This window comes from Micromonospora sp. NPDC005206, from assembly GCF_040608175.1.
Classification (GTDB): Bacteria; Actinomycetota; Actinomycetes; order Mycobacteriales; family Micromonosporaceae; genus Micromonospora.
In genome coordinates, this window is the sequence record NZ_JBEXHU010000010.1 from 233,010 (window position 1) to 246,492 (window position 13,483).

General features: G+C 72.1%; 14 protein-coding genes and 1 pseudogene. 8 read left to right on the forward strand and 7 right to left on the reverse strand.

Translation table 11 applies throughout. The annotated features are described in order from the left end of the window. Window positions 1–74 precede the first annotated feature (74 nt). From ABZU69_RS17365 to ABZU69_RS17380, 4 genes are all read right to left on the reverse strand, one after another. Complete coding sequence (locus ABZU69_RS17365; RefSeq protein WP_354965332.1) at window positions 75–1,355, reverse strand: MFS transporter; 1,281 nt, start codon at window positions 1,353–1,355, stop codon at window positions 75–77. A 100-nt stretch (window positions 1,356–1,455) separates the two neighbouring features. Continuing rightward, window positions 1,456–3,195 carry a multicopper oxidase family protein gene (locus ABZU69_RS17370; protein WP_354965333.1) on the reverse strand — a complete coding sequence of 580 codons (1,740 nt, stop codon included), beginning with the start codon at window positions 3,193–3,195 and terminating at the stop codon, window positions 1,456–1,458. Continuing rightward, window positions 3,192–3,644, reverse strand: coding sequence for a DUF6220 domain-containing protein (locus ABZU69_RS17375; RefSeq protein ID WP_354965334.1), 453 nt, complete (start codon window positions 3,642–3,644; stop codon window positions 3,192–3,194). The genes ABZU69_RS17370 and ABZU69_RS17375 overlap by 4 nt, the downstream gene beginning before the upstream one ends. A 9-nt stretch (window positions 3,645–3,653) precedes the next feature. After that, on the reverse strand, window positions 3,654–4,643 hold the full coding sequence (locus tag ABZU69_RS17380; RefSeq protein WP_354965335.1) for a carboxymuconolactone decarboxylase family protein: 990 nt from the start codon (window positions 4,641–4,643) through the stop codon (window positions 3,654–3,656). Window positions 4,644–4,786: 143 nt separating this feature from the next. On the opposite strand from ABZU69_RS17380, the gene ABZU69_RS17385 reads away from it, so the two are divergent. The 4 genes and pseudogenes from ABZU69_RS17385 to ABZU69_RS17400 all read left to right on the forward strand — a co-directional run. Next, window positions 4,787–5,917, forward strand: a complete 1,131-nt coding sequence (locus tag ABZU69_RS17385; protein ID WP_354965336.1) for a sensor histidine kinase — start codon at window positions 4,787–4,789, stop codon at window positions 5,915–5,917. Then, window positions 5,914–6,576 carry a response regulator transcription factor gene (locus tag ABZU69_RS17390; protein WP_354965337.1) on the forward strand — a complete coding sequence of 221 codons (663 nt, stop codon included), beginning with the start codon at window positions 5,914–5,916 and terminating at the stop codon, window positions 6,574–6,576. The genes ABZU69_RS17385 and ABZU69_RS17390 overlap by 4 nt, the downstream gene beginning before the upstream one ends. 270 nt (window positions 6,577–6,846) lie before the next feature. Beyond that, window positions 6,847–8,337 (forward strand): SulP family inorganic anion transporter, encoded by a 1,491-nt coding sequence (locus ABZU69_RS17395; RefSeq protein ID WP_354965338.1) that lies wholly within the window; start codon window positions 6,847–6,849, stop codon window positions 8,335–8,337. Then, window positions 8,337–8,768, forward strand: a pseudogene (locus ABZU69_RS17400) (MerR family transcriptional regulator); the annotation flags it as partial. The gene ABZU69_RS17395 and the pseudogene ABZU69_RS17400, both read left to right, overlap by 1 nt. 107 nt (window positions 8,769–8,875) lie before the next feature. Here the strand turns inward: ABZU69_RS17400 and ABZU69_RS17405 are convergent. From ABZU69_RS17405 to ABZU69_RS17415, 3 genes are read right to left on the reverse strand one after another with little or no spacing between them, the layout of a single operon-like run. Next, window positions 8,876–9,439, reverse strand: a complete 564-nt coding sequence (locus ABZU69_RS17405) for a GerMN domain-containing protein (RefSeq protein ID WP_354965339.1) — start codon at window positions 9,437–9,439, stop codon at window positions 8,876–8,878. Beyond that, window positions 9,436–10,791: a HAMP domain-containing sensor histidine kinase gene (locus ABZU69_RS17410; RefSeq protein ID WP_354965340.1), complete on the reverse strand. Its 1,356-nt coding sequence runs from the start codon at window positions 10,789–10,791 to the stop codon at window positions 9,436–9,438. The genes ABZU69_RS17405 and ABZU69_RS17410 overlap by 4 nt, the downstream gene beginning before the upstream one ends. Continuing rightward, a complete protein-coding gene (locus ABZU69_RS17415; RefSeq protein WP_354965341.1) occupies window positions 10,788–11,477 on the reverse strand; it encodes a response regulator transcription factor in 690 nt (229 codons plus the stop codon). The genes ABZU69_RS17410 and ABZU69_RS17415 overlap by 4 nt, the downstream gene beginning before the upstream one ends. 154 nt (window positions 11,478–11,631) lie before the next feature. On the opposite strand from ABZU69_RS17415, the gene ABZU69_RS17420 reads away from it, so the two are divergent. The 4 genes from ABZU69_RS17420 (at window position 11,632) to ABZU69_RS17435 (ending at window position 13,456) form a co-directional block, all read left to right on the forward strand. Then, window positions 11,632–12,048 carry an STAS domain-containing protein gene (locus ABZU69_RS17420; RefSeq protein ID WP_354965342.1) on the forward strand — a complete coding sequence of 139 codons (417 nt, stop codon included), beginning with the start codon at window positions 11,632–11,634 and terminating at the stop codon, window positions 12,046–12,048. A gap of 133 nt (window positions 12,049–12,181) precedes the next feature. Next, window positions 12,182–12,784, forward strand: a complete 603-nt coding sequence (locus ABZU69_RS17425; protein WP_354965343.1) for an STAS domain-containing protein — start codon at window positions 12,182–12,184, stop codon at window positions 12,782–12,784. Window positions 12,785–12,849: 65 nt separating this feature from the next. Further along, on the forward strand, window positions 12,850–13,125 hold the full coding sequence (locus ABZU69_RS17430) for a GlsB/YeaQ/YmgE family stress response membrane protein (RefSeq protein WP_354965344.1): 276 nt from the start codon (window positions 12,850–12,852) through the stop codon (window positions 13,123–13,125). A 31-nt stretch (window positions 13,126–13,156) separates the two neighbouring features. Next, a complete protein-coding gene (locus ABZU69_RS17435; protein ID WP_354965345.1) occupies window positions 13,157–13,456 on the forward strand; it encodes a BON domain-containing protein in 300 nt (99 codons plus the stop codon). Window positions 13,457–13,483 lie beyond the last annotated feature (27 nt).

The following is a 13,483-nucleotide window of genomic DNA, read 5'->3' on the forward strand; positions in this document are numbered from 1 at the left end:
GTAGCCGCCCGCAATCGTGCCACGGTATAGAAGGCAGGCGATCCGCGCCACCACCCGGCCATTTCCCAGCCCCCTCACCCGGCTTCACGCGAAACGCCTGCTGTCTCTGGTTGGCGACCGGCCGCTGCCAGGTCGAGGTCGGGCACCGGAGCGGAATCGGGGCGGCGGGGCAGCAGCAGCGGGCTGGCGAGGATGAGCACTCCCGCGGCGGCGATGGCCGTACGCGCGCTGGTGACCTCGGCGAGCAGCCCGCCCAGCGCGCTGAGGATGGCGATGGCGGCGCTGCTGCTGATCGACCATGCCGACAGGGTGCGGGCGATGCGGTCGCGGGGCGTGTGTTCAAGGCGATAGGTGGCCAGCACCGGGTTGTACAGGCTCATGCTGATGATGATCGCGAGCTCGACGGCCATCACGGTCGCGAGGCCGACGACACCGGGCTGGACGAAGGCGAGGCCGATCAGCCAGACCGACCGCAGCGTGCCGACCGCGCGGAGGATCCGGTGCTGGCCGTACCGCGCCACGACACCGCGGGCGAGGCGGGAGCCGATGAGCCCGCCGACGCAGGGTACGGCGAAGGCGAGGCCGTACTGCCAGGGCGGGAATCCGAGCTCGCGGAGCAGTAGCACGGCCAGCAGCGGCTCCGTGGCCATGATCAGTCCGCTGACGAGCAGTTGGTTGAGGTAGAGCGCCCGCAGGCCGGGATGGGCAAGGAGGTGTCGCCAGCCGTCGAGCAACTCGTTGGCCCGGACCCGGCGCCTGCCGGTTGGGTGCGGGTGTTCCTCTCGGCCGCGGATCGCCGTGATGCCCAGCGCGGACAACAGATAGCTGAGTGCGTCGGCCATCACGGTGGTGACCGGCCCGAGCAGGCCGATCGCCGCGCCGCCCAGCGGCGGCCCGACCGCGATGGAGCTCCACGTCGTCGACTCGAACCGCGCGTTGGCCACGAGCAGGTCGTCCGGCCTGACGAGGGCCTTGAGGTAGGCGCCGCTGGCCGCGTTGAAGGCAATCTTGGCCGCGGCCACCACGGCCGAGACCACCAGGAGCTGGACGAAACTGAGCATGCCGAAGGCGTAGCCGACCGGGATCGTCATGATGATCGCGAACCGGGCCAGGTCCATCGCGATCATCACCGGTCGCTTGCGGCGAAACTCCACCCACGGCGCGAGGGGCAACGCGATCAGCGCGCCCACCGCCGGCCCCACCGCGGACAACACGGACACCTGGGCGGGGCTGGCATCCAACACCAGCACGGCGATCAGCGGGAACGCACCGAACCCCAGCCCCGAGCCGTAGGCGCTGGCCGCGTAGGCCGCCCACAGCCATCCGAACTGCCGACCCAGGGATCGTCTGACCACGCTCCGCGCCTCCCGTCCGAACAACCGGCCGTTGATCGCTCTGAGCAGACCAGGGCCTGGAAGACGGGTCAAACAACGGCACGGGTGGGTGAGGGGTGGATCACGAGTACATCAGGTGCAGCGTCATCCCGGCGTCGGCGTGCGCCAGGTTGTGGCAGTGGTTGGCCCACATCCCGGGGTTGTCGGCCCGGAACGCCACCTTCCACACGTCGCCGGGGCGTACGTCGAAGGAGTCCAGCCACAATGGGCTCCCGGTCGCCGGCTCACCGTTGCGGGACAGCACCAGGACGTGATGGCCGTGCAGATGCCACGGGTGCACGATCTGGGACCTGTTGACGATCGTGAAGGTGACGATGTCGCCGAAGCGTACGACCTGCGACGGGATGTCCGGGGCGGCCGCGCCGTTGACGGTGTGGGCGTATCGCGGAAGCAGTCCCCGCAGGTCGAGGCCACGGTCGAGAACGAGGGTGAACTCCCGGTCCACCCGGGTCCACGGCACCGGGGAACCGACGCCGTAGGTGAGCGGGTCCAGCACCGGCCACGCGCCGGTCGCCGCCGACACCGGTCCGGTCGAGTGGACCTGCCGTCCGTCGACGAACAGCGCCACCGGCGTGGGGGGCGCGGTGAACGTCAGGTCGTAGCGACCCCCGGCCGGGATCAGCACGGCGGTGTCCACGAGCGGCGTCGGGCCATGCAGATCGGATCCGTCGATCGCGGCGACCCGGAACGGGGTCCCGGCCAGGGCGTAGCGGTGCGTCGTGCTGTCGGTGTTGATCAGCCGCAGCCGTACGGGCACGCCCGCCGCGACCGGCTCCGTTCTCGGCGCGGGCAGCGGAAGGCCGGAAAGGGTGTGCACCGGGATCGTGACGTCGACGCCGGCCACCGGGGCCGGGTGAACGACCAGGACGCCGTACAGGCCCATCCGCACGCCGACGTCGGAGACCGAATGCGTGTGGTACCAGTACGTCCCGGCCTGATCGGCGCGGAACCGATAGACGAACTCCTGTCCCGGCAGCACCGCCGCCTGCGTCACGCCGGGCACTCCGTCCTGACTGTTCGGCACGTCGTACCCGTGCCAGTGCAGCGTGACGCCCCGTTCGATGTCCCGGTTGCGCAGTGTCACCTCCAGGACGTCGCCGACGGTGGCGGTCAGCGCCGGCCCGGGAACCTGCGCGTTGAACGCCCACGCCGCGACCTCCCGGCCGCTCACGCGCACCGTGGCGGTCCCGGCTGTCAGGGCGAACCGCCGGGTCGGTTCGTCGGCGGTCCGCGCGTTCGGATACCCGTGGTCGTGTGGTTCGCGGGGCGCCGCGTCCGGGGCGACGGTCAGCCCGGTTCCGGTCACCAGCGCCGCGACCGCCACCCCGAGGGCCGCCCGGGACACCATCCGGGACGGGGCCGCGCCGAGTGCGCGCCACGAGACCGCGGTCGCCGCGACGACCCCGGCGACGGCGAGCAGTCCCACGCCCGCCGACGCCGGATAGCCGTGCAGGAGCGTCACGAGCAGGGCGCTGCTCTGGGCGTACCCCGCGAAGAGAAGCGGGACCGCGACGGACCGGATGTCGCCCGGCGCCCGCAGCAGCCGCGGCCCGGCGACGACCACCGCCGCGAGCGACAGTGGGGCGGCGATGAGGACCTTCTCCCCCGCGAACCACCAGCCGGCACGGGCGAGCGCGGTGATCGTGATCACGCGGGCGAGCGTGGCGAGCAGCGCGAGCGCAGCGAGTCCCAGCGCGAGGGGGCGGCGCCGGGCGGCCGACGCGGCGCCGCCGCCCAGCCACCCGGCGGCCGCGAGGACCGCGATGACGAGGTCGGCCGCGAGCAGCGAGCCGGTGGTCATGCCGGTTCTCCTTCGCGGATGGTCACGGGGGTGGCGTCGGTCGGCGCCGGTTGCGCCAGCTTTCGCGCTGCCCGCAGAACGCCGACCACGACGTGCACCGCGATGATCCCGTTGACCGCGTGCAGCCCGGCGATGGTCAGGCCGAGCGGGGTGCTGGCGCCCGCGGCGTCGGTGGACGCGTTCGCGAGCATGGCGATGAGCGCCTGCACGACGACGAGGCCGATCGGCAGGGTCGCCAGCCCGATGAGCCGACCCGGCGCCTTCGCCAGCGTGGCGAACAGGGCGGTGAGCAGGCTGAGAACGGGGATGACCGCCATGCCGTTGACGCTGTGCAGGGCGTACGCGCCGTCACCCGCGGGTTTCGTGAACCCGCCCACGGCGGCGAAGACGAACTGCAGGACGAACGAGATGAGCAACAGGGTGCTGGCGATGATGAATGCCTTGCGCATGGTGACCTCCTAGAGGTGAGCCGACGTCAGTGCCCGGGCGACGTGATCGGTGGCCGTGATCGCCCCGAACGCGACCACCCGCACGAGGTCGGTGTCGGCCGGATGGGAGAGCCGCCAGAGGGCGACGTCGCCCGCGCTGACCGCGCTGGGCGCGAACGCCGCCAGCAACGCGATCCGCGTCCCGATGCGGTCCGCGCCGGGCACGTCCCGGACCAGATCGACGGCCCAGTCCGCGGGTCGGGCCGGGAACCGCCCGTCCTCCCAGCGCACGGTGGCCGTGACGGTCTGGCGCGCCACGTCGCCCAGGAGGTCCCCGCCTCGGTTGGCGGCGTCCCGCAGGGCCGCGTACGCGACGCCGACCGGGCTGTCCCCCGCCCAGGCCGGTGGCGGCGTCGTGCTGGCATCGAGAAGCGCGAGGCTCTGGCCGGGCTCCTTGGGTCCACGGGCCGTCTTGGCGTAGAGCCGACCTCCGACTGACCGCACCAGCGATGAGCGTTGCAGGCCACCGGGGAGCAGATCGGGGTCGAGCAACGCCGAGACGACCCGGTTGATGAAGTGGAAGGCGAGCAGGGTGCCGGTCACCTCGGGGCGGTACGGGCTGGTCCAGCCGGCGGCCCGGGGGCTGCGGCTGGCCTCCGCCCAGCCGACGAGCTCGGCGTGCCTCGGCTCCGCCGGCGTCCCGCCCCGGGCGACGACCTCGCCCAGCTCATGCTCGCCCAGCGCGTGCAGCAGCATCACGTGGGCGTCGACGCAGAACCTCCAGCGGTTGGCCCGGGACACCGCCGACGCGACGAGTTCGCGGTCCACCCTGGACGCGTCCCCGGCGAGCAGGGCCTCGCGCATCAGCGCCCAGGTCGCGGCCTGCAACTCCGGCACGGCCGAGAGCGCCTGGAAGGTGGGCACCGGCCCGAGGAAGTCGTCCCACAGCTGCCGGTACACCTCCGCGGTCAGGCCGGTCGCGGCCTTCGCTGGTTCGGGGGTGAAGAAGCGGTATGTCATGAGCTCGATGCTTGTCGCGGCGGGCCGGGAAAACGTCGTGCCGCCGCAGGCACTTGCCCGGCCACCGATACCGCGTCCGTGGTACGCCCTTCTACCGCGGGCGACGGATGCTCCCCGGTGACGGTCCGTTCTACAGTTCGACCATGCGTCGAGACCTGCCGTACGCCCTCAGCGGCCTCGCCCTCGGCGGCCTCCTGCTCGGCAACGCCGCGCTCGCACCGGACGCCGCGACGATCCGAGCGGTCGACGTCGCCCTGGTCCTGGCCATGGCGGCGGCCCTGGCGGTGTGCCGGCGGTACCCGGTCGTGGCGTTGAGCGTGGTGACCGCCGCCATGCTGGCCCTCCACGTCCGGGTGCATCCCGGGGTGTCCGCCGCGTTCCCCGTCCTCGGCGCCGTCTACGTCACCGCCTGGCGGGGGCACCGAGCGGCCGCCGTCCTGGGCAGCCTGGTCTTCCTCAGCGGCTTCCTGGCCCGCGACATCTCGGTCGCGCCCGCCGACCGGCCCGGCCAGCTGATCGCCGAGCGGACCGCCCTGCTGCTCGGCTGGTTTGTGGCGGCCAACGTCGCCGGGCTCGTCGCGCGGCAGCGCCGGGCGTACCTGGAACAGGTTGAGCAGCGGGCGATCGAGGCCGAACGCACCCGCGAGGAGATGGCGTTGCGTCGCGCCGGGGAGGAGCGTCTGCGCATCGCCCGGGACCTGCACGACTCGCTGACCCACAGCATCTCCGTGATCAAGGTGCAGGCCGGTATCGCGGTGCACCTGGCCCGCAAGCACGGCGAGGAACCGTCGGGCACGCTGCTGGCGATCCAGGAGGCCAGCAGCGCCGCGATGCGGGAACTGCGCACGACGCTGGACGTCCTGCGCTCACCCACCGACGGAGACTGCGTCGGGCTGACCCGCGTGGAGGAACTCGCCGAGCGGACCCGCGCGGCCGGCGTACCGGTGCAGGTGACCGTCAGCGGCGAGCCCCGGGACCTGCCCGCCGAGGTCGACCAGGCCGGGTATCGCGTCGTCCAGGAGGCCCTGACCAACGTGGCCCGCCACGCCGGCCCCGCCACCGCGCAGATCCACCTCGAGTACGCCCGGACACAGCTGACCGTCTCGGTGGCCGACGACGGTCAGGCGTCGCCGATCCGGCCGGTGACACCGGGCGTGGGCCTGCGCGGCATGCGGGAGCGGGTGACCGGACTGGGCGGCACGCTGCGGGCCGCCGCCCGCGACGACGGCGGGTTCGCGGTACGGGCCACGTTCCCGTTGGACGGTCCACTTTGACCCGGGTCCTGCTCGTCGACGACCAGGCTCTGATGCGAGCCGGCTTCCGTGCGTTGCTCGACGCCGAGGACGACCTGGAGGTCGTCGGCGAGGCCGCCGACGGCGCCTCGGCCGTCCATCTGTCGCGAAGCCTGCGGCCGGACGTCGTGCTGATGGACGTGCAGATGCCGGGACTCGACGGCATCGAAGCCACCCGGCGCATCGCCGCCGATCCGGACCTCTGCGCGGTCCGCGTCCTCATCCTCACCAACTACGGGCTCGACTCCTACGTCTTCGCCGCGCTCCGCGCGGGCGCGAGCGGTTTCCTCCTCAAGGACGCCGACCCCGCCGATCTGCTGCAGGCCATCGCCGTGGTGGCTCGCGGCGACGCGCTGCTCGCCCCGGCCGTCACGCGGACGCTCATCAGCGAGTTCGTGGCCGGCCCACCACCGGCCGAGCCGGCGGCCGGGCGCGACGTGCTGACCGCCCGCGAACAGGAGATCGTCGAACTCGTCGCCCGGGGGCTGAGCAACGACGAGATCGCCTCGCGCATGGTGATCAGTCCGTTGACCGCGAAAACCCACGTCAACCGGGCGATGACGAAGCTGCACTGCCGCGACCGCGCCCAGCTGGTCGTGTGGGCGTACGAGTCAGGGTTGATCACGCCGCGCCGCCGGTGACACCACGTCCCCGTTCCGGGGAACCGCCGGGGGCGGGGTCACCGGCGTGATGATCAGCACGTTCAGTCAACTCTCACGTGACGGAAGAGTAGGGTCATCGCCGGTCGTCGAGAGCGGGCAACCCCCTTCGGCGACCCGTTGCGTCTGGGCGACGAGACCCAGAGGCCGGACGCGAGCCGGCTGTCGCTGATCCGTGAGTAGCTGTCCGTGTCCGACCGTGGACACCGGACGTGCGCGCCCGTCGGGCGTGCCCCGAGTGGAAATGGCTGTATGTCTTCCATGCTGTCCCGTCCGCGCCTGTCCCGCCCGTCCTGGCTGTCGCCGAAGGTGTTCCGGACCGAGGTCCTCGCCGGCCTGGTCGTCGCCCTGGCGCTGATCCCCGAGGCGATCTCCTTCTCGATCCTGGCCGGGGTCGACCCCCGGGTGGGCCTGTTCGCGTCGTTCACGATGGCGGTCACCATCGCGATCTGTGGCGGCCGGCCGGCAATGATCTCCGCCGCGACCGGCGCCGTCGCGCTCGTGGTCGCGCCCCTGGTCAAGGCGCACGGCCTGGACTACCTGATCGCGGCGGTGATCCTCGGCGGTGCGATCCAGGTCGTGCTCGCGGTGCTCGGCGTGGCGAAGCTGATGCGCTTCATCCCGCGCAGCGTCATGGTCGGTTTCGTCAACGCCCTGGCGATTCTGATCTTCGCCGCGCAGGTTCCGCACCTGCTCGGCGTGCCGTGGCTGGTCTATCCGCTCGTCGCGGTGGCCTTGGCGATCATGGTCGGCCTGCCCCGGCTCACCAGGGCCGTGCCGGCGCCGCTGGTCGCCATCGTGGTGCTGACGGTGGTCACCGTGTTCGCCGGGGTGACCGTACCGACCGTCGGTGACGAGGGTGCCCTGCCGGACAGCCTGCCCACCCTCGGCCTGCCGCAGATTCCGTGGACCCCGCACACGCTCACCGTGGTCGCCCCCTACGCACTGGGAATCGCGCTGGTCGGGCTGATGGAGTCGCTGATGACCGCCAAGCTGGTCGACGACATCACCGACACCCACTCCAACAAGACGCGCGAGTCCTGGGGTCAGGGCGTCGCCAACATGGTCACCGGATTCTTCGGTGGAATGGGTGGCTGCGCCATGATCGGCCAGACGATGATCAACGTGAAGGCGTCCGGCGCCCGCACCCGGCTGTCGACGTTTCTGGCCGGCGTGTTCCTCCTGGTCCTGGTCGTGGCGCTCGGCGACGTGGTCGCGGTCATTCCGATGGTCGCCCTGGTCGCCGTGATGATCATTGTGGCCGTGTCGACGTTCGACTGGCACTCGATCGCGCCGAAGACGCTGCGGCGGATGCCGTACGGCGAGACCGTCGTCATGGTGGCCACCGTGGCCACCACCCTGGCCACCCACAACCTGGCCGTCGGCGTCGTCGTCGGTGTGCTCACCGCCACGGTCATCTTCGCTCGCCGGGTCGCCCACCTGGTCGAGGTCACCAGCGTCCTGGACCCGGACGGCACCACCCGGATCTACTCCGTGCACGGTGAGCTGTTCTTCGCCTCCAGCAACGACCTGGTCGGCCAGTTCGACTACGCGAACGACCCCGAGCACGTGGTCATCGACATGAGCCACGCCCACGTCTGGGATGCCTCTTCCGTCGCCGCCCTCGACGCGATCACCACCAGGTACGCCACCCGCGGCAAGACCGTCGAGATCGTCGAGCTGAACAAGCCCAGCGCCCACATCCACGACACCCTCGCCGGCCAACTCGGCGTCGGCCACTGATGGCCGCCACCGGCCGGGAGAGCGGGTCGGAGCACACGCGCGCCCCGGCCACCGGCCGTCTCATGCAGATCGGAGAAGTGGCCGAGCGTGTCGGGTTGAGCATCCGGACGATCCGCCACTACGAGGAAGCCGGCCTGATCGTCCCCTCCGCCCGCAGCGAGGGCGGCTTCCGCCTCTACACCGAACCTGACCTCAGCCGACTCGCCGTGGTCAAGCGGATGAAGCCTCTCGGGTTCACCCTCGACGAGATGCGGGACCTGCTCACCGTCCTCGATGCCCTCGACACCGCCACCGGCACCGACCGCACCGCCCTGCTCGACCGCCTCGCCATGTTCCGGACCGCGGCCACCGCCCGCGTCACCGCTCTACGGGACCAACTCGCCATGGCCGAAGCCTTCGCCGGAACGCTCCGCGACAAGCTCGACCACCACAGCGGCCACCGGGAGCGGCGTCAGCAGGCAGCCGCCCCGGACGACGGCATCCTCGGGAACGCCGGGGATGTCGCCGAGCAGGAACTCCCGGGCCCGGCCCAGCCCGGTCAACGTGGGGTGATGAGCGGGGCGTAGTCGGCGCGGGTGAGCGGTTGCTCGGACAGCGAGCCGTCGGCGCGGGGCACGGCGAGTGGTTTGCCGTCGCGCAGGAACACCACGGTGGTGACGTCGTCGCGACCGGTGAGGGTGCAGACGATCTGCCCAAAGGCCAGGACCTCGTCGCTGCGACCGGCGTCGTCGTCGGGTGCGTCGACCGCGACGCGGGCCTGCGTGCCGCTCACTGTCGCACCGGCGGCGTTGACCGCTCCCGGCAGCGCGCTGGTCAGGTCGCTGTCGCGTTCGGCCGTACCTGGTCCGGCGAGCAGGTGCCGCAGTTGGTCCTCGACCGTGGGGACGCGGTCGACGCGCCGAACGACGGAGACGATGCGGTTGTCGCGGACGAGGCAGACTGTCTCGTCCGCACGGCCGGCCGGTGCCGTGGTATCGGCGGGGGCGGCACTGTGGAACGGACCCCGCGGGGCCCGCACCGTCCGGGGGGCGTCGTCGGTGGGGACGCCGCAGCCGGTCAGCAGCGCGACGAGTGCCAGTGGGGCCAGGCGGCGGTGGTTCATGGCAGGCTTTCCGGCAGGGTGACGCGGAAGCGGGCGCCTCCGCCGGGGCGGTCGGTGACGGCGGCGTGCCCACGGTGCGCGGCGGCGTGCTGGGCGACCAGCGCGAGTCCGAGACCGGTGCCGTCGCCGGCGCCGCGGGTGTGGGCGGCTCGCCCGCGGACGAAGCGGTCGAAAATCGCCCGCCGGTCCTCGACGGACACACCCGGGCCGTCGTCCTCGACCTCGATGACGCCGGCGTCGCCGTCGCGGCTCAACCGGACACTCGCCGGGCCGCCCCCGAAGGTCACGGCGTTGTCGAGCAGGTTCGCCAGGATCTGTGCGATACGCCGCCGCTCGACCTGCCACGTCGCGGGTGCGTCCGCCGCGAGGTGGACGAGCGAGGCCGGCAGGTCGAGGGCATGGCAGGCGTCCCGGGCCAGCGCCACCACGTCCACGGCTCCCCGATGGGCGGGCTGGTCGCTGCGCGCCAGGTCGATCAGGTCGTTGACGAGCCGTTGGAACCGGTCGATCTCGTCGGCGACGAGCCCGGCGGCGGTGGCGGTCCGCTCGTCCAGGTGCTCCCGGCGACGCGCCAGGACGCTGGCCGCCGCGGCGAGGGTCTGCAGAGGTGAGCGCAGTTCGTGGCTGACGTCGGCGGCGAAGCGGCGGTCCCGCTCGATGCGATGGGCGAGCTGGTCGACCATCTGGTTGAACGAGGAGGACAGACGGGTCAGGTCGGGGTCGGTGGCCGGGTCGAGGCGGGCGGTGAAGTCGCCGGCGGCGATCTTCTCGGCGGCGTCGGCGACCGCCGTCAGCGGGCGGAGCCCGTGCCGGGTCGCGTACCAGCCGAGGGCCGCGCCGGATCCGGCGACCATGATCGCGACGGTGGTCAGCGCGAGTGCCAGGACCTGGAAGGTCTGCTCCAGCTCGCGCAGAGAGTTGACCTCGAAGTACGTCGCCGTCGCGGACAGGGGCACCGCGACCACCAGGGCGGGTTGGCCGTCAACGCGTACGCGCTGCATCGCCGGTTCACCGGAGGCGACAGCCCGTCGCAGGTCGACGGGTATGGCGGTGGTGGTGCCGGGGTCGGCGGTCCGGGCGTACCACTCGCCGTCCAGGTGCAGCACGGGCCGCCGGCCGCCGCCCGTGTCCAGTGACCGAAGGACCTCCACCACGTCGGGGGTGCCGGTGTTCAGCCCGGCACGGACGACGGCAGCGTCGAAGTACGCGGCGCGCAGGGCGGTGCGTTCCCGCTCGTCGATCAGCGAACGACGGGTCAGCTCGTACGAGACCAGGGCCATCGACGCGGCGAGCAGGAGCGCTCCGACGGCGAACGCGGCGGTGACCCGGGTGCGCAGTCCGAGGCGTCTCATCGCTGCAGCTTGTAGCCCAGGCCCCGCAGCGTGACCAGGTGTCGGGGGGTCGCCGGGTCCGACTCGATCTTCTGCCGCAGCCGACCGACATGCACGTCGACCAGCCTCTCGTCGCCGCTGTCGTAGCCCCAGACCCGTTGCAGCAACTGCTGGCGGGACAGCACCCGGCCGGCGTGTTCGGCAAGCTCGCACAGAAGCCGGAACTCGGTACGCGTGACCGGTACGGGCTGACCGGCGCGACGTACCTCTCCCCCGTCGGGACTGATCTCGAGCTCGCCGAACGCGAGCACGGGCACGGGCTCCGGCGCCGGTCCCGCGGCACCGGTCCGGGCGCGGCGGCGCAGGGCGCGCAGCCGAGCGGTCAGTTCCTTGATCGCCACCGGCTTGACGACGTAGTCGTCGGCGCCGGCTTCGAGGGCGGCGACGATGTCGTGCGTGTCGTCGCGGGCGCTGACCACCACGACCGGCACGTCGTCGTCCCGGCGCAGGTGCCGGATGCACTCGAAGCCGTCGAGGCCGGGCAGCATCAGATCGACCAGCACGTAGTCTGCCGGATCGCGGCGCTGCACGCGCAGGCCCTCCTCGGCCGTGGCGGCGCCCACCGCGTCGTAGCCCTCGTCCTCGAGTGCGAGCAGCAGCGCCAGGCGGATGCGGTCGTCGTCCTCGATCACCAGTACGGCCGTCATACCCGGCATCATCCCCAGGCCACCGGCCACGCGGCCAACCGTGCCGGCCGGCTGGCGGATTTGTCACGCAACTGTCATAGATCCGCGCGGTGACCGCCAAGCCGGCACGGCACGGTCATAGGCGACCGGGTCCACAATGGGAAGGGGCACGCCCGTGACAGGACCACCCGCATCCACCTCATGCACGCTGCAGCTGGTCGAGGTGCGCGTCACCGAACTCGACCTGGCCTGCCTGCCGGCGGCCGGCGCCGTGTTCGACCGGCTCATGGCCCTGTCTCCCGCGCAGGTCGTGGTCGACCTGTCCGGGTGCCGGCACATCGACGCCGCTGCCATCGGCCTGCTGCTCGACGTGCACCGGCGGCTGGCCCGTACCGCCGGGGCCCTCACCATTCGCGACCCGAACCCCCGCATCCGGCCCATCCTGCACACCGCCCGCCTGGACCAGGTCCTGCCGATCGTCACCGGTCCCCCGCCGTCGATCCCGGGCGCCCCGGCGACGGGACCGGAACCCGCATCGGCGCAGCCGGCTCTGGTCGCCTACGGCCGAGCATCCGTGACCACCTCTCAGTGAGGAGCCGGCAGGCCCACCGCCCCAGCAGTGCCTGAACCGTCAAGCGCGGGACCCGGACCACCCGTTCGGTCCCGCCCCGAACGCCGTGCCCCGCCCGAACCGGCGGGACACCGGCCCAGGAAGGACCAGCGGTATGACCGTCGTCCCGGACGATCACCTGATGACACTGATCTGCGACACCTGCGGCGACTCCATCACGTCCACCGCGTGCGTGCTCCCCGACGCCGAAGTCGTCTGGACCCTGGTGCTCGAACACGGATGGAGTGGTTCCCCGTTCGCCACCGGCCCGCATCGCTGCCCGCACTGCAGCCTGCTGCCAGTCTCCGGTGGCGGTCAGGCGTCGGGCGACCTCCACGGTCCCGGGGGCATCCTCGGCATCGACCATCTCGACGACGTGACGGTCCTGGCCGCCACCGGTGACGTCGACGTCGACAGCGGCGACAGCATGCGCGCCGCCCTGCGCCACGCGAGCGAGCTGGAAGGACACGTCGTGGTCGACCTGAGCCGAGTGCACCTCATCGACTCCGTCGGCCTCGGCCTGCTCGTCCGCGCCCACCGCGAAGCCCGCGACCGCGGCGTCACGCTGTGCCTGGCCGCGCCGTCGCGGTTCGTCCGCACCGTCCTGCACACGATGCGCCTGGACCGGGCCTTCCCCATGTTCGAGAGCCGCGACGAGGCCATCGACCAGCTGTCCCAGGGTCTGGAGTCCGCCGCGACGACGGCCGCCCATTCCTGACCGACCGACGTGGACCCCCGCCCTGATCCCTCCCCGTCACCGGCAGCGACACCTGAGGAGAGCCCATGACCGTCACCGGTCTCGTCACCGCGCTCCTCGTCGGCGTCACCATCGGCCTGTTCGGCAGGCTCGTCATCCCAGGACGCCGGGAGGCCCCGATCTGGTTGACCGTGGCCGTCGGGGTCGTCGCGGCCCTGGCGGGCACCATCGTCGCCCGTCTCGCGGGCGTCGACACCCGCGCACCCAACGTCCTGGCCGTGCTCATCCAGGTCGGTCTCGCCGGCATCGGCGTGGTGCTGGTCGTCGCCTCCGCCAAGTCCGAACGGTGCGACTCCGCGTGAACCCAGCACCGGCACGATCGAGGAGCTCCCCGTGTACATGCCATGGCCACTACCCGACGAGAACTGGTTCGCCGACGCCTCGAACCAACCTGAGCAGGACCGCGAGGACGTGCGGCTCGAGGCGCTGGTCGCGCAGCGACTGAGCATCGACTGGACGACGCGGCGCCAGCAGATCCGTGTCTCCGTGCAGAACCGGGTCGTCATCCTCGCCGGCGTGGTGAGCGACACCGAAACGCGACAGGCCGCGGCCGAACTCGCCTGGGACGTGCCCGGTGTCTTCGACGTCTGCAACACGCTGCGGCTCAGCGCCCGGCGGCGCGGTCACCGGTGACCGCAGATCACCACCCTTCGTGACGGC

Bases quoted from the DNA above. Each gene is read 5' to 3' on its own strand.
- ABZU69_RS17380 (WP_354965335.1), bottom strand. From the start codon at position 4,643: ATGACATACCGCTTCTTCACCCCCGAACCAGCGAAGGCCGCGACCGGC.
- ABZU69_RS17375 (WP_354965334.1), bottom strand. From the start codon at position 3,644: ATGCGCAAGGCATTCATCATCGCCAGCACCCTGTTGCTCATCTCGTTC.
- ABZU69_RS17425 (WP_354965343.1), top strand. From the start codon at position 12,182: ATGACCGTCGTCCCGGACGATCACCTGATGACACTGATCTGCGACACC.
- ABZU69_RS17385 (WP_354965336.1), top strand. From the start codon at position 4,787: ATGCGTCGAGACCTGCCGTACGCCCTCAGCGGCCTCGCCCTCGGCGGC.
- ABZU69_RS17410 (WP_354965340.1), bottom strand. From the start codon at position 10,791: ATGAGACGCCTCGGACTGCGCACCCGGGTCACCGCCGCGTTCGCCGTC.
- ABZU69_RS17370 (WP_354965333.1), bottom strand. From the start codon at position 3,195: ATGACCACCGGCTCGCTGCTCGCGGCCGACCTCGTCATCGCGGTCCTC.
- ABZU69_RS17430 (WP_354965344.1), top strand. From the start codon at position 12,850: ATGACCGTCACCGGTCTCGTCACCGCGCTCCTCGTCGGCGTCACCATC.
- ABZU69_RS17415 (WP_354965341.1), bottom strand. From the start codon at position 11,477: ATGACGGCCGTACTGGTGATCGAGGACGACGACCGCATCCGCCTGGCG.
- ABZU69_RS17405 (WP_354965339.1), bottom strand. From the start codon at position 9,439: ATGAACCACCGCCGCCTGGCCCCACTGGCACTCGTCGCGCTGCTGACC.
- ABZU69_RS17395 (WP_354965338.1), top strand. From the start codon at position 6,847: ATGTCTTCCATGCTGTCCCGTCCGCGCCTGTCCCGCCCGTCCTGGCTG.